Origin of the sequence: Paenibacillus sp. FSL E2-0190 (assembly GCF_037992965.1) — a bacterium.
Classification (GTDB): Bacteria; Bacillota; Bacilli; order Paenibacillales; family Paenibacillaceae; genus Paenibacillus_AQ; species Paenibacillus_AQ odorifer.
In genome coordinates, this window is the sequence record NZ_CP150306.1 from 428,321 (window position 1) to 446,635 (window position 18,315).

An 18,315-nucleotide genomic window follows, 5' to 3' on the forward strand; every position below is an offset into this window, starting at 1 on the left:
TTTGAAGTTAGTAGTTAGTAGTTAGTAGTTAGTAGTTAGTAGTGCGTAGTGCGTAGTGTGTAGTATGTAGTTTGAAGGTGCATGCGCTAAGTTAGTTGTATTATGTGCAATTAAAGTTCACCAATAGCTGTATATAGGCCCTTTAGTTGTACTTGATGCAGCTATTACTGGTTAGATTAGTGGAAATAGACGTTTTTACGGATTTTAGTTGTAGAGAATGCAATTAGAGAAGAGGCTATGAGCGGATCAGAAATAAATAAGTGTATAAAATACAGTTAAATCGTATGCAGGGAAGGCAGCAATTGGATTCAGATATAAAAGAAGGTATCCCCAAAGCGAGAGCTGTAGGGATACCTTCTTAATATTCTTATATCTTCGAAAATTCGAAGAGCGTTAGCCTTCTAGCAGTAGTGCTTCCGGATCTTCCAGCAATTCCTTCACTTTGACAAGAAAGCTTACCGCTTCAGAGCCGTCAACGATCCGGTGATCATAGGAAAGGGCGATGTACATCATTGGACGGTTTACGGTTCTTTCTTCGTCCAGCGCGATCGGACGCAATTGGATCTTATGCATCCCTAGAATACCCACCTGTGGTGTATTCAGAATCGGTGTCGATAACAAGGAGCCGAATACGCCACCGTTGGTGATGGTGAATGTTCCGCCTTGCAGCTCGGAGAGGCTGAGCGTATTGGCACGTGCTTTGGAAGCGAGCTCGCCAATCTGGCGCTCGATTTCCGGGAAGCTGAGCCGATCCGCATCACGGACTACGGGAACTACAAGTCCTTCTTTCGCTGCAACAGCAATACCGATGTCGTAGAATTTCTTAACGACCAGATCTTCACCGTCGATTTCGGCGTTCAGCAGTGGATAGGTTTTAAGCGCACCGATCACGGCTTTGGTGAAGAAGGACATGAAGCCTAGTCCAACTTCATGTTTCTCTTTAAATGCATCCTTGCGACGCTTGCGGATGTCGAGGATCGCTGTCATGTCCACCTCGTTGAAGGTGGTAAGCATGGCCGCGGTCTGCTGCGCTTCGACCAAGCGGCTGGCAATCGTGAGCCGTCTGCGCGACATGCGCTTGCGCTCCACGTTTTTGCCCTCGTCCGGCGTGGCTTTGCTCGCTGCCGGCTTCGCTGGCTCCGGCTTGCCTTGCGGCGCCGGAGCTACCGGTGCAGCGGCCTGCGGCGCTGCTGCACCATGACCGGACACATCGGCCTGACCAATCCGGCCGATAGGATCACGGGCGCTAACCTCGCCGAGGTCGATGCCGCGCTCCCGTGCCAGCTTGCGTGCGCCCGGCGATGCCAATGCAGCATGGCTGTCGCCACCTGCTGCAGGCACTTCGGGCGCAGCTACAGGCGCGGCGGCTGCTACTGCGTTGCCGCCTGCCGGAGCCGCTTTAGGCGCTTCGGCTTCGCTTGCAGCGGCCCGCGGCGTACTGCCGCTTGCGGCTCCAATGATGCCGATGGCTTCGCCAACGGCTACGTTCTCGCCCGCTTGACGCAGGATGGTGGAGATGACACCCTCCACCTCTGCACTAATTTCCAGATTGACTTTATCCGTTTCCAGCTCAGCGAGCACATCGCCTTGACCTACCGTGTCGCCTTCTTTAACCAGCCATTTGTAGATGGTTCCTTCGGATATGGATTCTCCCAGATCGGGTACTAAGATTTCTGACACAGGCCGTTTCCTCCCCAAACATAATGGTTTACGCTATTGTGATACCGTCCTCTTAAGAGGACGGTACAGCCGCTTGTACGTTCGAATTTGATTTTAGGGCTTCTGTTACAATTCTACGTTGTTCGAAGCTATGCACATCTGCATAACCACTGGCCGGGCTGGAACGTTCCGGACGGCCGATATATCTTACGCCGGCATTTTTCGGTGCGATGGCGCGCAACCGAGGCTCACTATAGCTCCAGCCGCCCATATTTTTCGGCTCTTCTTGCACCCAGACAATTTCCTGAAGGGAGCTGAAGGAGTTTAAATGTTCGCTTAGCTCCTGTTCCGGGAACGGATAAAGCTGCTCTAGGCGAAGAACATGCAGCCATGACCAATCCTTATCCGGTGCTGCTTCCAGTTCTGTTTGGATGTCGATAGCGACTTTACCGCTGCAGACTACGAGCCGTTTAACTTCACTTGGTTTCTGGCCAAGCAAAGATTCAGCTAATACAGGCTTGAATTGTCCTGAAGCCAGCTCGGTTCCGGCAGAAGTGCTGCGCGTATTCCGAATGAGACTTTTCGGCGTCATAATGACTAGCGGTCTAGCATCTTCCTGCCCGCATAACGCTGCTTGGCGCCGCAGCAGATGGAAATATTGCGAAGCGGTAGTCAGGTTAGCGACCGTCCAGTTCTCCTCAGCGGATAGCTGCAAGAACCGTTCCAGCCTACCGCTGGAGTGCTCAGGTCCCTGTCCTTCGTAGCCATGCGGCAGCATGATGACGAGATTGCTGCGCTGTGTCCATTTGGCGCGTCCAGCGGCAATGAACTGGTCAAAAATAACCTGACCCGCATTGGCGAAATCACCATACTGTGCTTCCCAGATTACGAAGGTTTCCGGTGCAAACACATTATAACCATATTCAAAGCCTAATACTGATGCCTCTGACAATGGACTGTTGTATACGCCAAAGGAGGCACGGGAATCGCTTAGCTGATGCAGCGGAGAGAATAAATCTCCTGTTTTACTGTCGTGCAGCACCAGATGGCGATGTGCGAAGGTTCCGCGCTGGGCATCTTGACCGCTCAGTCGGATGGGCGTTCCATTTTTCAGAATGGTAGCGAAGGCTAATGTTTCAGCTAGTGCCCAGTCGACCTTTTCACCCTCATTCAGTGCATCTTTACGACGTTGTAAAATGCGCTCCAGCTTCGGATAAACCTGGAATCCAGCAGGAACCGTCAACAGTTCACGATTGATCTCCTGCAGGCTGGAGATGGATACCGCTGTAGTGTTTGCCGCTGCGCGGTCCGTTTGTAGAGGAATGAAGGCTTTGGGTTCTTTTTTCTTATGATTGCCTTCCTTCATAGTATCGTACGCACGCTGCAATACGCTTTCTGCCTCAGCATTCATCTTTTGTACGTCTTCGGCGGTAAGAACCTTTTCGTTTTTCAGTCTCTCTGCATAAACCTTGTAGACGGTTGGATGATTGCGAACCTTGCCGTAGACAATAGGTTGTGTGGTTTCAGGATCATCCATTTCGTTGTGACCATGACGGCGGTAGCCGATGAGATCAATTACGAAATCTTTTTTGAATTGATGGCGGTATGCGCTAGCTAAACGTACAGCTGCTACGCAGGCCTCTGGGTCATCAGCGTTGACATGGACTATTGGGATTTCATACCCTTTGGCGATGTCACTCGCATAATGCGTAGAACGGGAATCTTCACTTTCAGTCGTAAAACCAATTCGGTTATTAACAATGATATGGATCGTCCCACCATTTTGATAACCTTGAAGTTTGCCGATATTAAGCGTTTCTGCAACAATGCCTTCACCTGGAAAAGCAGCATCGCCATGCATCAGCACCGCCATAGCTTTACTGGTATCAATCTTCGGCAGTCCTGCAGTGCTCCGATCTTCTTGTGCGGCACGAGTGAAACCTTCCACGACAGGATTGACGAATTCCAAGTGACTTGGGTTATTCGCTAGTGTTATTCTTGTGCGTACCGTTTCTCCTTCACGGACAGCACGGTCTGCACCGAGATGGTATTTCACATCACCTGTCCAACCATAGTTAATGCCTGTGGAGCCTTCGGAAGGGAAAAGCTCCTTGTTCGGAGAATGATGAAACTCTGAAAATATGATATCATAAGGTTTGCCCAAAATATGTGCAAGAACGTTGAGGCGGCCGCGATGCGCCATGCCCATCAAAATATGCTCCGCACCGTCATGTGCAGCAGCACGTACGATTTCATCTAACATCGGCACAAGAGCATCATTGCCTTCAAGACTGAAACGCTTCTGACCTACAAAAGTCTTGTGGAGGAAGGTTTCAAATTGCTCTACCTGAATCAGGCGGTTCAGGAGCTCTTTGCGTTCTGTATTATTTAGGGGTGCTGGTGAGCTGGTGGATTCTGCCTGTCTATTTAGCCATTGCAGTTCTTTTTCTTCATGCACATGCCCGAATTCATAGGCGATAGTCTTGGTGTATGCCTGACGCATACGTTGCACGGCATCCCATCCGGTATGCACATCATTCGGCGCATTTTCCCATATAAGCGTGGCAGGCAGTGCGATCAGGTCTTCGCGGGTCAGCCCATAGGTTTCAAGCTCAAGATATTTTGCCATGGGATTCTGATCGCGTACCAGCGGATCAATTTCAGCGGCCATATGGCCATATATACGAATATTGGCGATTAGCTTGGAAGCTCTTACTGCTTTTCTAAGCCATTCGGTGTCTCCCGAGATGCGCGGCTGAGGAGCCGGTTCGCTATCCGGAGTTAGGGGAGGAGGTCCCGAATTTGTAAAAAGCTCGCGATAATTATTTTCTACGGTGGAGGGATCTTTCACAAACTGTTCATATCTTTCTTGAATGTAGCCTAAATTGGGTCCGTAATACTTACTCCAAATGGATTCGTTATAGGGCTCTTTGGCTGCCATGAATACATCCTCCTTAACGGATGAACTCCATACGTGACATTTTGTGTCAACGCTTACTGGAGCTGTGATGATTGCGGTTTCATTTCTCATCTTATTGTGCTACTTTCGGCCACTGTAATCAATTCATTCTTTCGTCCAATACGTTCGCAAAATGGTATGGGTTAGCTTGTTCTAATGAAAAGAAGGGTGTTTCTTCTCATTACCCATTCTAAAGGCCTATTAAAATGATTCTATTATCCTTATTTTTAACTATTAGGTCAGTAAATATTTATTTTGCTAGTACAATTTATTTTATGTAACGGACGAGTATCGTGATAATCGGACAAGATCTTTGAAAAAAAATCTTTTATTTTTCGTTTTTAAAATAGAAAGTAACCAGGAATCGACACACTTTTCCGCTTTCTTTTTGTATAATGTTATTGCAGATAGTAATTTTATAGTTTTTTAAGCAGATCCTTTCGTGAAAAGGGTCCAGTAAAAGGTAAACTTGCCGAAAGGCAGGGGCACAAAGTCGCGGGTCTAAGGTAGAGATACTATGACAGCCGGATTGCCTGGGGACGTAAAATCTTAGGGGGAGATTTTTTGGAAAAGTCCAACCAGGGTAGCAACAGAGAACAGCAGTTTATTGATCTGGATCAAGAGTGGGTACATTTATTATTAGCAGCTAAGAAGGCTGGCATTAAGGCAGATGAAATCCGCCAGTTCTTTCATGAGAAAACTGTGCAGATCGTGCAGTAATACATTAGAGGGGTTACATATCGAAAAAGGGCACAGCGGTTCTTCGCTGTGTCCTTTTTCGATATGATTTAGTAGAAGAGAGGATCGTACCAGATTAGTAGGAAGTATTAATCCTTTTGATCGAGCTTCCATTTCTGATAGTCCAGAAATTCTTTGAATTCGCGTTTGCTAATGCCTGAGTCCATAGCTTCCTGCACCAATCGGAACCATTCCGAATCTAAATGTGATTCCTCTGCATCATTGGGTTCTCCATAGAGTAGGGCATGAATGGATACCTGAAGCGCGTCAGCGATTTTTTCGATAAACTGGATGGATGGATTGGATTGGATGTTTCTCTCCACGTTGCTAAGATACGACTTAGCCACATCTGCTCTGTCCGCAAGCTCAGATAGGGAGAAACCCTTGTCTAGGCGGAGCTGCTGGATACGTTGGCCCATATTCTGTGGCACTATGCTGACGCCCCTCCGTAATTTTTGTTATTAGTATAGCAAATATCAATAAATCGGACAAAGTTTATTGTAAAGAGAAGAGCAGCAATCTGCTTATCCGTGGCCGGATTCAGGATCTGCTGCTCTTCGAGTATTTTATTAAATTACTTTATTGATCTTAGTAGTCTTTTTTCGCACCTTGTTTAGCTACGAAATCCCAAGTCAGTGTTAAGCTATCGCCTTGGAAAATATTTTGATCTTGGTTATTTTCCACAAATTCGAATTGGACGGAGAAGCTGTCGTTGGTACCGGCTTTAATACCGGATGCTTCGGTAAAGAGTTGATCCCAACCTGTATTTTTTACGAGATCCGGATGCTGACTTTTTAAAGCAGCAAGTGTAGTCTCATAAACTACATTTTCAGGAGAGACGATAGGTACTCCTTTATCATTATTTCTAAGGAATTTAACTTTAATGAACTCGGCTAAATCCAGGTAGTTATCTCCTTTAGCATCCGTGATTTGAGTCGATGTATTCAGAATAATAGATCCGATATCGAGCGAACCATCGTTTTTCAATTTGAAGGATTTAGTTACCGTATCACCTGGTTTCAGGTTAGGAATATTAACGATGACAGAAGGGTCGGAGTTCAGATCGAGCGTGCCCGCTGCGAATGTAGCTGTGCTTTGCGCAGTGTCGCTAAAGTATGCGAAGGTTCCTCCGCCGATTAATGATAAACCCAGTGCTGCAGATGCTACGCCAAGACCCAATGTTTTCTTGATACCCATAATAAAATTCCTCCTCAAATTTGTGTTTGAATTTTTTATAAAATTTATATATTGTATCTTCCGGTTCGTAAGCGGAAGTGGACAATCAACTTAGGGCTGTGTTTCTGTTGGGGGCGGTGAGGCTGGCAGTAGGGCAGCATTTTTCTTTTCTAATGCAGCTACAGCCTTCCAAGAGGTATACAGAGCATAGAGCAGAAGCATCAAGCCAGGCACGATCATGAGGACTACACTTCCAGCTTTGGAAACCGCGAAATTCATAGCGTAACCGACATAGGGTACAGTGACCCCGGTATACTGAGCTACAACATTCACAGAACTGGTAGGGTTCATGTCGGGCGCGTCGTTGTTATCGCCTTTAGTGCGATAAACAGCTTCACCAGTAGCGTTATTGACGGTCGCTTCTACAATCCGGTGAGTAATGAGCAGATTATCTTCATTCCTAAAGGTGATGACATCGCCTGGTTTGAAACGATTCATATCCCCTCCGGGTTTTAATGCGACAATTGAGCCTGTCTGAATTCCTGGTTCCATCGATCCTGAGAGTACGGTTTTGATCTCATATCCGAAGAAAGCAGGTTCACCGCCGGAGGCCTTGGATAACACTACGGCTGCCACCAGCAGAATAAAGATCACAAGCATTAAGCTCGATAGGGTATTATTGATAATTTTTTTAATTCGCATCTTATTCTCCACCTTTCTCAGGTTGAGGGTCCGAAGGAGCTTGGGTTGCTACCGGCGGGGTAGTCGTACTGTCTTCCGCCTTTGGCGTCTCTTGTGGAGCCTCTTGCTGAGGGACATCTTTTGGAATTGTGAGCTCTTCGTCAATTTCCGGCTTTACCGGATCAGTGGCTGGGGCTTCAGGTTGTTCTTTATTTGGGGCTTCCGGAGCAGTTTCGCCTGATGTTGGAGGGGTTGCCTCAGCTTTTGCTTTATCCTCGGCTTCTTGTTGCTTTTTCTCCTCAGCCAAACGTTCTTCTTCTTTTTTCGCTTCTTCTTCTTTCTTTGCTTGCTCTTCTTCTAGCCGAGCTTTTTCAAGCTCTTCTTCTAGCCGAGCTTTTTCAAGCTCTTCTAGTTTTTGCTCGCGAGTCTGACTGATCAATTGGAGTTTATCTTGAAGGGTAGTGATACCTGAGGTTGCCGATTCTTTATGGTTAGTCAATTCGGTATTTAGAGCTTCATAAGATGAGGTGAGGTCGCTAGAGATCACGCCGTCTGGTTGAGTGAAGGTAATCAGGAATGGCAGTGGCTGTGGGAACTCTCCTTCGCGTAATTCAAGTTGTCCATAAACATCACTGGTAACTACCGAAGCGAATGGAAGACCGACATCGTGTATGGAGGTTAGGTAACTAATAACTCCATTTAAGGAAGCATTCAAGGATTCCGAGATCACACCGCTTTGATTCAGGCTGCTTTGTAAATCTCTGAAAAATTGCTCGTCCTTGATTTCTAGACAGTTGGAATCTAGAGAAGTCATATATCCTCCTATCTGGAAGAGTAAGGCTGCTGCTGCACTTAGCTCATTGTGGATTTGATTCCAAATTTGGCTGTTAGCCGCCAGTTGCTCGTTAACGCTATCTATTTGGGATTGAAGCGCCGCTATTTGCGAAGAAATCTCTTCTGCAGCGACATCAAGCTCTTCCAGCGACATCCCTTCTATTCCCGAAACGTCCGAGTAGTTAGCTGATGAGGAAAAGGGCTGTAGTGATTCTTTTAAAGTGAGCGCTCGATTAACATGCTCTTTGAACTCTGTAAGCAGTGCCTTGATCGAATTCGGAAATACTTCGCAAAAGCTAATCGTGCTAGTGGTTTGCGTAGCGGCTCCAAAGCCTCCATAGGTACCACCAACTTGCTGCGAGGTATATAGAAATAAGACGGAGACAGCCATTCCTGATTGCAGTATACGTAATCCGATTTTCCTGTTTCTTCTAGGTCTTCTCCTTGCTGATCTGGGTCTCAGAGGAATACCTCCCCTCAATGTCTGTTTCTTTGGTTCGTTATTATCGTTCTTTATTAAGAACAACTTCTGTAATGAATCATACATGGAATAAATCAAAAAGAAAACTGCCAATAACGCGCATTTGTACTCTATAAAGAACGAAAATGATAATTTATCTCTAAATAACTCCATATATCGCTCGATTACTAAATATATTCTCAATAAAGAACGATAAGTTAGGGTGATTCGCAAAAAAATACCCGGCTCGCAGTAGTAACGCGAGCCGGGCATAAGCGGAGTAATGAAGTTGAGAATATAAATGTATATGTTACGGAAGTTTTGAACCGCGTGAACTAACATACAGGTCATACCATTCTTTACGGCTCAGCTCCAGCTTGTCCGCATCGGCACAGGCAGTAATACGCTTCGGATTCACAGTTCCAATAACAGGCTGAACGGCAGCTGGATGTGTCATTAGCCAAGCCAGTACAATGGCTTCGGGTGTTGTTCCTTTTTCATCTGCGAGCTGTTGGACCATAGCTGCTGTTTGGACGATATTCTCCGGTTGATCCTCTAATGAACGCCCGCTAAATAGACCTTGGGCGAGTGGCCCCCAAGCTTGAAGCTGAATGTTCTCCATTCGACAATGTTCAAGGGTTCCCTCAGGGAAGATAATATCCTTCCAGGGTTCACGATTTACACTGATTCCAGCATCCACCCAGCTGATCTTAGCCAAGCTCATATGCAGCTGGTTTACGATAAAAGGTTCATCGCAATAAGTCTGCAGCAGCTTGATCTGAGCGGCGCTCATATTGGAAACCCCGAAATGACGAACCTTACCAGCGGCCTTCAGTTGATGTAATGCGGAGGCTACTTCCTCGGGATCCATTAAGGGATCAGGTCTATGCAGTAGAAGAATATCAATGTATTCGGTCCCAAGTCGTGACAATATTCCATCTACACTGTTCAGAATATGTTGGCCAGAGAAATCAAACGTATTAGTGCTGTCTCCAGGCTCCATTAGCTTAATTCCACATTTAGATTGAATTATGATTTCTTCACGTAGTCTTGGACGATCCTTAAAAATCTCACCGAATACTTTCTCCGCCTTCCCACGAGTATAGATATCTGCATGATCAAACATGTTGATGCCGATGGAAAGGGCGGCATCAACCGCTTCATGTCCCTGTTTAACATTCTCCGCAGTAATCGGCTCATGGTCCCAGTCACCGCCTAGCCCCATGCAGCCTAAAGCAATGCGGCTTGCGGGAATCCCGCGCTTGTTTAAAGGTAACGCTTTCAACAATGTGATTCCTCCTTGGAAATTATGATTGCGTACTTGTAGATATTGTACACTCTCAGAAGCCCGTATGGTATTTTTTGTCGCTGGAAGAGCGGTGTTTGGTCTCTTCTTTATTCTTTTCTTCTTGCTTTTCCAGCGTCAAATCTTCCATCGGAATCGGGTCTACATTCTGCTCACTTTCATGAAGATCGAATAGACTTTCTTTTTCTGTTGGATATTGTTCCGGGTGATCCCGTTTGTCACTATTCAGCTGATGTTTTTCTTGAGTCATTTTTACCGCCTCGCCTTTCTTTGAGATTTAATGGCTATTGTGCTCGTTAATAAACGTATTTTGACTCCCTTAAACAGAAAAAAGAGGCCATTAGGCCTCTAAATTCAACGGTGTCCCTATGTCTTTTAGCTTGCGCGCTACAACATCATCGTATAGGCGCTGCAGCCATTTCAGCTCAGTCAGGGTGTGCTCATATGTACCGTACATTAGATGCAGGGCAGAACGAGGCACGATGGAGATATGCTCCTCGTATACCTGATAAGCCAGATTAACCTGATGTTCTGTTTCCCGGAGGCGTTCCTCGAGCAGCTTCTCAACCTTGCTCTGATCGATATGACGGGACATAGCCAGGGCCATATACATCGGATGATAGAAGGGTTCGTTTTTCTTAATCTGTTGCAGGATAAGCTGTTCGAATAAAGCTTTACCTTGCTCCGTTATGGCATAGATTGTTTTGTCCGGCCGATCACTGCTGCGGATGACCTCTAAAGCTTCTATATAACCATCTTGTGCAAGCTTATCCACAGCATAATAGAGTGATCCCATCTGCAGCTTGGTGATCCGGTCCATGGAACGTTCCTTCATCACTAATGTGATTTCATAGGGATGCATGTTCCGCTCCAGCAGTAAACCTAAAATGGCTAATTTCATGGACATAATGGTTACCTTTTGCCCTCTGACGCCTGAACAGCTTTAGTAGGAATGGTAAGACGGTCTTTTGGCATGAGCAGTACAAAGACTAGACCGAGCACTGCAGGAATCAAAGCCCACATAAAGGTTTGTGCAATAGAGGTGGATAACGCACTTGATATTTTTTCTAATATTTCAGCAGGGATCTTTGCTCTTGCTTCAGGTGTTAACGCAGCGCGTGGATCTCCGAAAGCTGCTGACTGTTCACTACCGCCAAAAGCATCGCTTAGACTGTTAGTAAAGCTATTCCGCTGAATAATCCCGAAGATCGTAATTCCCAGCGTCATTCCAAGGGAGCGCATGAAGGTACTGGTTGATGTTGCCGACCCCCGTTGGCGCATATCGAAATTATGGATAGCTGCCATGCTCAGCACGGAGAAGGAAAAGCCTACGCCGAACCCAGTCAGAGCCATAAATACATTAAGCATGAGGCGGGAGGTATCTGGTGATAAAGTGCTTAGGCTGTAGACCCCTGCGACAAAGCAGACTGCGGATAGGATCATAATGTTGCGGAAGCTGGTTTTTGTTGTAAGCAGCCCCCCGGTCTGACTGCCAACGACCGTACCGATCATCATCGGCATAAGGATCAGCCCTGAGTTCGTAGCTGAGCCGCCAAATACACCCTGCACAAAGATAGGAATGTAAATAGTAGCTACGATAAAAGCAGAGCCATAAAATAGGCTGGTCACGCTGCTTGTTGCAAACAACCGTTTGCGGAACATAGCGAACGAGATCACAGGTTCAGCAGCTACTCTCTCAATAAGGATAAACGCCAGCAAGAGAACAGCAAAACCTACGAATAAGCCAAGGATGGCACTGGAATCCCAAGCATATTGATTACCACTAAGTTCCAGAGCGAACATTAGGCAGATAATCGCACCAACCAGAGTGAAGGCTCCGCCCCAGTCAATGCGCTGTTTAGCGTGGGAGATCGACTCCTTATAAGAAGTTGCAATCAGGAACAGTGCAATAATTCCTAGCGGCAGGTTAATGTAGAATACCCACTGCCAACCAACATAGTCGGTAATATAGGCACCGAGTAAAGGTCCAAGTACACTGGAGATTCCGAAGACGGCTCCAAAGAGACCGGTCAATTTCCCTCTTTTTTCAGGCGGGTAAATGTCGAAAACGATGGTGAAGGCGATTGGCATTAGTGCACCGCCGCCGATCCCTTGAATGGCACGGTAAATACTGAGCTGTGTGATACTGGTGGCAGTACCGCACAGAGCCGAGCCAATCAGGAATACAATCAATCCGAAAATGAAGAAACGTTTACGTCCATACATATCAGAGAGCTTGCCGAAGATAGGGGTTCCGGCCATTACCATTACCATGTAAGCGGAGGTTACCCATACGATTTTATCCAGACCGCCAAGATCTGAGACTATCGTTCCCATAGCTGAAGCTACAATGGTATTGTCCATTGCGGACATAAGAATCCCAAGCAGCAGGCCAACCACTACGAGTTTAAGATTACTTTCTTTAGTATGCATGCTTCGCAGCTCCTTTTTCTTAATAGTGATAGTGATAGTTCTGTTCGAAAAATGTTCATAATTAGAAGCAAAATTTATTATATTCAAATTTGAATAGGGAGGCAATAGTTTTTTTAAAAAAATAGAGATGTATAGCCAACCGTAGAAGAATACGGCGGTAATATAGGGACAAACTATCCGTGGAGATCATCTGTGGATGAATTAGGAATGCCTCTTGACATACCCTACGGGGGTATATTATATTATAACCAAGGAGGCTGATTCTTATGTCTACTGCCAAGAAAGAGCAAGCTGCAGAATCCTGCGACATAAATTGTCATTCTTCATCATCAGGAGAACGAAAAAGTCATCATTCGGCAGAATTCAAGAATAACTTGAATACGCGCCTCAACCGGATTGAAGGCCAGATCCGCGGGGTAAAGGGTATGATTGAGCGGGATACCTATTGTGATGATGTACTCAACCAGCTCGCAGCGGTACAGGCGGCGTTAAATGGTGTCGGTAAGATGCTGTTAGAAGGACATATGAAAAGTTGCATTGTTGAGCGAATCGAAGCTGGCGAACATGAGGTTATCGACGAGCTCCTAATTACGGTTAACAAATTAATGAAATAATAAGCTAATGCTTCTAGAGCATAGCTTCACAACATTTATTGGAGGTTATATTAATGTCAAACGCTACATTAAACGTTGAAGGAATGTCTTGTGGTCACTGTGTTAACTCCGTAGAGAAAGCCGTAGGCAATCTTGGAGCCACAGCTAAAGTTGATCTTGCTGCTAAGAAAGTTTCTGTCGAGTATGATGAGAACAAAGTAAGCCTTGGTGCGATTAAAGAAGCAATTGTAGATCAAGGGTATGACGTAGTTTAATTTGAAGCACAGTAATAAGGCTTGGAGTGATATGGGGAAGCTACCCAAAGCTCCAATGCCTTTTCTTTTAGAAATTATCATACCCTATAGGGGTATGTGGAGGCGTGGAAATCATGGATAAAACCAAAACAACAGCTTCACCAACCGAACAGCAGGCAACTGTACAGATTACAGGTATGACCTGTTCCGCTTGTGCAACCCGAATTGAGAAGGGGTTGTCCCGGATGGACGGCGTATCTCGTGCGAATGTGAATCTAGCCTTGGAACAGGCTACTGTTGGATTTGATCCGACAGTATCAGGGTTGCCACAAATTGAAGATAAAATCCGTTCTCTTGGTTATGACACTATTAAAGAATCTGCGGATTTTGATATATCGGGGATGACCTGTGCTGCTTGTTCCTCACGGATTGAAAAAGTGTTGAGCCGTACACCGGGCATAGCAGCAGTTAATGTGAATTTGGCGCTGGAAACAGCACATGTAGAATATACACCCGGTAATATCAGTCCAAGGGAGATCATGGAGAAGGTAAGCAGTATCGGCTATAAAGCTTCTCTTAAAGAAGACCGCAAGGATCATGTGGATCGTCGTGGAAAAGAAATTCAGCATAAAAAGTGGAAATGGATCATTTCTGCAATTCTTTCGTTCCCATTGTTATGGGCGATGGCGGGTCATTTCTCCTTCACCGGCTGGATTCCAACACCGGATATATTTATGAATCCTTGGTTCCAGCTTGTGCTGGCTACCCCTGTGCAATTTATCATCGGTTGGCAGTTCTACGTCGGTGCTTATAAAGCCCTTCGTAACCGGAGTGCCAATATGGATGTGTTAGTCGTATTAGGGACGTCGGCAGCTTATTTCTACAGTCTTTATCTGACTATTGATTCCTTAAGCATGAAGGGAATGAATCATACTGTAGAAATGTATTATGAGACGAGTGCTGTACTCATTACACTTATCCTTGTCGGTAAATGGTTTGAGGCGCTGGCGAAAGGCCGTTCCTCTGACGCAATCAAAAGCTTAATGGGGCTTCAGGCAAAAACCGCCCTCGTAATTCGGGATGGGCAAGAAATGAATATCCCGACAGATGAAGTCATTCCTGGCGATATTGTACTGGTGAAACCCGGAACAAAGGTACCTGTGGATGGTGAGGTAGTCGAGGGATCTTCTTCTGTGGATGAGTCTATGTTGACCGGAGAGAGTATTCCTGTGGAGAAAAAAGCAGGGGATACCGTGATCGGTGCCACTATGAATAAGAATGGTATCTTGAGAATCAAAGCCAATAAAGTGGGTCGCGACACTGCGCTGGCTCAAATTATCCGAGTAGTGGAGGAAGCTCAAGGCTCCAAAGCTCCGATTCAGCGGATTGCCGATGTAATCTCAGGAATTTTTGTGCCGATTGTTGTGGGTATTGCCGTAATAACTTTTCTGATCTGGTATTTCTGGGCAGCCCCTGGCCAGTTCGCTGATGCCCTCGAAAAAGCCATTGCAGTGCTCGTAATCGCTTGTCCATGTGCGCTAGGTCTGGCAACGCCAACCTCCATTATGGCAGGATCGGGCCGGGCAGCAGAGCTTGGAATCCTCTTCAAGGGCGGGGAGCATTTAGAGGGAGCGCAAGGGATTCAGACCGTTGTGCTAGATAAAACAGGTACAGTGACGAATGGTAAACCCGTGCTTACCGATGTTGTGACTACTACTGGAATTGCAGCTTATGGAAAAGAAAACGCGGAAAACCGTTTGTTAGCTTTAACTGCAGCTGCTGAAAAGCTATCTGAGCATCCACTTGCGGAAGCTATTGTTGCTGGCGCTGCTGATAGAGGCTTGGCTTTGCCTACTGCTGAGCAGTTTGATAATGTGCCCGGACGTGGAATTATGGCCGTTGTCTCCGATCAGCAGGTTATGGTAGGCACGCGGCGGATGATGGAAGATCATCAGCTTGATATCACAGAATGGACTCCAATTATGAAGAAGCTGGAGGAGTCGGGAAAGACAGCTATGCTAGTAGCGGTAGAGAGTGAAATCGCTGGGATTGTGGCCGTTGCTGATACGATTAAACCGACCTCAAAAGCGGCTGTAGCCGCGCTCCATGATATGGGTATTGAAGTCGTAATGATCACTGGTGACAATAAAATTACAGCTGAGGCTATTGCGAAGCAGGCAGGGATCGAAAAAGTGTTAGCAGAGGTTCTGCCAGAGGGCAAAGCCGAAGAGGTTCGCAAGCTCCAACAGAATGGGACTAAGGTTGCCATGGTTGGGGATGGGATCAACGATGCTCCGGCACTGGCTACTGCCGATACGGGTATGGCGATTGGGACAGGAACGGATATAGCTATGGAAGCAGCTGATATTACACTGATGCGCGGGGATCTGAAGAGTATTCCTGATGCGATCATGATGAGCCGCAAAACGATGAGAAATATTAAACAAAATTTGTTCTGGGCGCTTGCTTACAATACAATAGGAATACCGATTGCTGCACTTGGGTTTCTAGCCCCATGGCTGGCAGGAGCTGCGATGGCATTTAGCTCCGTGTCTGTTGTCTTGAATGCACTTCGGCTACAGCGGGTAAAGCTGTAATATCACTATCACTATTTAGGGAGTGGCCACAGTGCAAGTAAATAACGATACAATTTCTCTGTTAATGAAACATGCATCTGTCCGCAAGTTTCAGGATAAGCCAGTAAGTGAAGATCAGCTTAGCGCTATTATTGGAGCAGCTCAGATGGCTTCAACCTCAAGCAATGTTCAGGCTTATAGTGTTATTGCAGTTACTGACCCGGCACTAAAGACGGAGCTTGCGGGACTAGCGGGCAATCAGGCTTATATAGAACAATGCCCAGTGTTTTTGGTCTGGTGCGCTGATCTGTATCGGCTGCGCGAGGTGACGAAACCTCATTTGCAGGGAGAGACTTCTTATGAAGATTCTGCTGAGAACCTGATTGTAGCTACCGTTGATGTTGCGCTTGCTGCACAGAATGCTGCAGTGGCTGCGGAATCACTAGGACTTGGAATTGTATATATCGGTGGAATCCGTAACCGGATCGCGGAGGTATCGGAATTGCTGGGACTGCCTGAATTGGTCTATCCGATATTCGGGATGTGTGTAGGTTATCCTGACGGAGCTTCGGGCCTGCGTCCGCGGCTTCCACTAGAGGCTGTTCTGCATCGTAATCGATACAATGCGGAAACCACTGTGGAGCAGGTCAAAACTTACGATAAAGTCTCCTCAGACTATATGCGTGAGCGGACCCACGGCGCCAAAGACACCCCTTGGTCGGCCATTATGGCGGAGCGATTGTCACAGCCAGCACGGCTGCATATGAAGGAGTTTCTGCTGGAAAAAGGATTCCTCCGGAGGTAACTAAACTTTCTTCACCTAAAGAGGCTGCCTTATTAGTAGTTTATTCTACTGATAGGGCAGCCTCTTTTTTTTATTCGAAGCCAGGAAGGTGACAGTTGTCATCTTAAAGAAATGACAGTCCATACTAATGTCATGTCTTCTTTTTCCATATGATTGAAATAGATCAAACGCATTCGGAAGCGGAGGGATTACGTTATGGATAATATTATAGAAATGCACGGGGTCAGCAAAATATATAAGGATAAAAAGGCCGTAGATAATATCAGCTTTAACATTGCTAAAGGTTCGATTACAGCTATTCTGGGACCGAACGGAGCGGGGAAAACAACGGCATTAGGCATGCTGCTGGGGCTAATAGAGCCTACCGAGGGTACAGTGGAGTTGTTCGGTCATCATCCGAAGGATAAAGCAGTACGTGAAAAGACTGGAGCGATGCTGCAGGAGGTAAGTGTAATGGATCGGCTAAAGGTGCGGGAGATCATTGATCTGATCCGCAGCTATTATCCAAAGCCTATGGATATGGAGTTTCTAATTAAGGCTACTGGACTTGCGCCAGCCGATTTGAATAGATACGCCGAGAAGCTCTCGGGCGGTCAAAAGCGTAGTTTGGGCTTTGCGCTAGCCCTCGCGGGTAATCCGGAGCTGATCTTTTTCGATGAACCTACAGTCGGACTTGATATTACTTCCCGGCGGCGGTTCTGGGAAACGGTTCGTGGACTTGCGGAGCAAGGAAAAACGATTGTGTTCACGACCCATTATTTGCAGGAAGCAGAAGATATCGCGGATCGTATTCTATTATTCAGTAAAGGACACTTAGTTGCGGACGGAAGTCCAGATGAGATTAAATCGCGGATTGTGAAGCGTTCCGTGTCCTTCCTGCCTGTGGGTGATCGCTCGCAATTGCGCAGAAACCTGCTAGACCTAGCTGCTATAGAGGACTGTTATGAAAAAGATGGCCGCATTCACGTGACCACAGAGGATACAGATGAGGCGCTTAAAGCGATTTTTGTGGCTGGACTTCCTGTGAAAGATGTTCGAATTGATCAGGGACGTTTGGATGAGGCTTTTGAACAATTGACCATGAACCAAGAGGAGGCTGTCTAACCATGAGACTAATTACTGTACAGTGTAAAGCGGAAATGCTACGGATCATCCGTAATCCGTATTATGTGTTCTGGTCTTTGCTCATGCCCATCATGTTCTATTTCATCTTCACCCGGGTGGTCAATACAGGTAGCGATGACCTAACGTGGCGTGCTCATTATTTAATGTCTATGGCGACCTTCAGTGTAATGGGCTCAGCCATTATGACGCTTGGCATCCGGTTGGTGCAAGAACGAACACAAGGCTGGACCACCTTTATTCGGATTACACCGCTGCCGGGATCGATCTATTTTTTCGGAAAAATGTTCGGACAGACGATGATGCATCTGTTTTCGGTCATTTGTATTTTTATCGCAGGCTATTTAATCAATGGCGTCTCTTTATCCGCAGGTCAATGGGTGCTTAGCGGGCTGTGGATCCTGATCGGTTCTCTACCATTTTTAGCGATTGGTACGCTTGTAGGTGCTATGAAACGGGTGGATACAGCCAGTGGAGTCAGCAACGTGATTTATATGGCTCTTGCTGTAGCAGGGGGCATGTGGATGCCGATTGAGATTCTGCCACGATTAATGCAGCGGATTGGTCATTGGTTGCCTTCTTATAACTATGGGAATGGAGCCTGGGAGATCGTTCGTGGATCAGCTCCGACGTGGAGTAATGTCTTGATTTTGCTCGGATATTTGGTAGTTTTTATGTTACTATCGGTCTATATTCGAAAAAAACAGGAAGCGGTGTGA

17 protein-coding genes and 1 riboswitch are annotated in these 18,315 nt (G+C 46.4%); of the genes, 7 read left to right on the forward strand and 10 right to left on the reverse strand.

Annotated features, from left to right (window positions below):
• Positions 1 to 393 precede the first annotated feature (393 nt).
• The gene (odhB, locus tag NST25_RS01880; protein WP_340393243.1) at positions 394 to 1,680 is read right to left on the reverse strand and encodes a 2-oxoglutarate dehydrogenase complex dihydrolipoyllysine-residue succinyltransferase; all 1,287 of its coding nucleotides are present in this window, start codon (positions 1,678 to 1,680) and stop codon (positions 394 to 396) included.
• Positions 1,681 to 1,732: 52 nt separating this feature from the next.
• On the reverse strand, positions 1,733 to 4,600 hold the full coding sequence (locus NST25_RS01885) for a 2-oxoglutarate dehydrogenase E1 component (RefSeq protein ID WP_076185640.1): 2,868 nt from the start codon (positions 4,598 to 4,600) through the stop codon (positions 1,733 to 1,735).
• A gap of 470 nt (positions 4,601 to 5,070) precedes the next feature.
• Positions 5,071 to 5,155: riboswitch (cyclic di-GMP riboswitch) on the forward strand.
• Between the two features lie 27 nt (positions 5,156 to 5,182).
• Between NST25_RS01885 and NST25_RS01890 the strand changes: the two genes are divergently transcribed.
• Positions 5,183 to 5,338, forward strand: a complete 156-nt coding sequence (locus NST25_RS01890) for an anti-repressor SinI family protein (protein WP_232061118.1) — start codon at positions 5,183 to 5,185, stop codon at positions 5,336 to 5,338.
• Between the two features lie 107 nt (positions 5,339 to 5,445).
• On the opposite strand, the gene NST25_RS01895 is transcribed toward NST25_RS01890, so the two are convergent.
• The 8 genes from NST25_RS01895 to NST25_RS01930 form a co-directional block, all read right to left on the reverse strand.
• Positions 5,446 to 5,775 (reverse strand): helix-turn-helix domain-containing protein, encoded by a 330-nt coding sequence (locus NST25_RS01895; RefSeq protein WP_036682795.1) that lies wholly within the window; start codon positions 5,773 to 5,775, stop codon positions 5,446 to 5,448.
• A 169-nt stretch (positions 5,776 to 5,944) separates the two neighbouring features.
• Positions 5,945 to 6,553, reverse strand: a complete 609-nt coding sequence (locus tag NST25_RS01900; protein WP_036682781.1) for a TasA family protein — start codon at positions 6,551 to 6,553, stop codon at positions 5,945 to 5,947.
• Between the two features lie 90 nt (positions 6,554 to 6,643).
• Positions 6,644 to 7,234: a signal peptidase I gene (locus NST25_RS01905; RefSeq protein ID WP_076124645.1), complete on the reverse strand. Its 591-nt coding sequence runs from the start codon at positions 7,232 to 7,234 to the stop codon at positions 6,644 to 6,646.
• 1 nt (position 7,235) lies between these two features.
• On the reverse strand, positions 7,236 to 8,438 hold the full coding sequence (locus NST25_RS01910) for a hypothetical protein (RefSeq protein ID WP_340393244.1): 1,203 nt from the start codon (positions 8,436 to 8,438) through the stop codon (positions 7,236 to 7,238).
• A gap of 379 nt (positions 8,439 to 8,817) precedes the next feature.
• Positions 8,818 to 9,795, reverse strand: a complete 978-nt coding sequence (locus tag NST25_RS01915; RefSeq protein WP_340393245.1) for an aldo/keto reductase — start codon at positions 9,793 to 9,795, stop codon at positions 8,818 to 8,820.
• A gap of 52 nt (positions 9,796 to 9,847) precedes the next feature.
• Positions 9,848 to 10,063 (reverse strand): hypothetical protein, encoded by a 216-nt coding sequence (locus NST25_RS01920; RefSeq protein ID WP_051491260.1) that lies wholly within the window; start codon positions 10,061 to 10,063, stop codon positions 9,848 to 9,850.
• Positions 10,064 to 10,153: 90 nt separating this feature from the next.
• Positions 10,154 to 10,720, reverse strand: coding sequence for a PadR family transcriptional regulator (locus NST25_RS01925; protein WP_036682773.1), 567 nt, complete (start codon positions 10,718 to 10,720; stop codon positions 10,154 to 10,156).
• Between the two features lie 5 nt (positions 10,721 to 10,725).
• The gene (locus NST25_RS01930; protein ID WP_340393246.1) at positions 10,726 to 12,246 is read right to left on the reverse strand and encodes an MDR family MFS transporter; all 1,521 of its coding nucleotides are present in this window, start codon (positions 12,244 to 12,246) and stop codon (positions 10,726 to 10,728) included.
• Positions 12,247 to 12,512: 266 nt separating this feature from the next.
• Here NST25_RS01930 and NST25_RS01935 point away from each other — a divergent pair, with 266 nt between their 5' ends.
• The 6 genes from NST25_RS01935 to NST25_RS01960 all read left to right on the forward strand — a co-directional run bounded on the left by NST25_RS01935 (position 12,513) and on the right by NST25_RS01960 (position 18,315).
• Positions 12,513 to 12,860: a metal-sensitive transcriptional regulator gene (locus tag NST25_RS01935; RefSeq protein WP_076124636.1), complete on the forward strand. Its 348-nt coding sequence runs from the start codon at positions 12,513 to 12,515 to the stop codon at positions 12,858 to 12,860.
• Between the two features lie 53 nt (positions 12,861 to 12,913).
• On the forward strand, positions 12,914 to 13,114 hold the full coding sequence (locus NST25_RS01940; RefSeq protein WP_076124634.1) for a copper ion binding protein: 201 nt from the start codon (positions 12,914 to 12,916) through the stop codon (positions 13,112 to 13,114).
• Between the two features lie 113 nt (positions 13,115 to 13,227).
• A complete protein-coding gene (locus NST25_RS01945; protein WP_340393247.1) occupies positions 13,228 to 15,690 on the forward strand; it encodes a heavy metal translocating P-type ATPase in 2,463 nt (820 codons plus the stop codon).
• A gap of 31 nt (positions 15,691 to 15,721) precedes the next feature.
• Positions 15,722 to 16,474 carry an oxygen-insensitive NADPH nitroreductase gene (gene nfsA, locus NST25_RS01950; RefSeq protein WP_076304312.1) on the forward strand — a complete coding sequence of 251 codons (753 nt, stop codon included), beginning with the start codon at positions 15,722 to 15,724 and terminating at the stop codon, positions 16,472 to 16,474.
• Positions 16,475 to 16,669: 195 nt separating this feature from the next.
• Positions 16,670 to 17,578: an ABC transporter ATP-binding protein gene (locus NST25_RS01955; RefSeq protein WP_076124631.1), complete on the forward strand. Its 909-nt coding sequence runs from the start codon at positions 16,670 to 16,672 to the stop codon at positions 17,576 to 17,578.
• Between the two features lie 2 nt (positions 17,579 to 17,580).
• On the forward strand, positions 17,581 to 18,315 hold the full coding sequence (locus NST25_RS01960; protein WP_036682760.1) for an ABC transporter permease: 735 nt from the start codon (positions 17,581 to 17,583) through the stop codon (positions 18,313 to 18,315).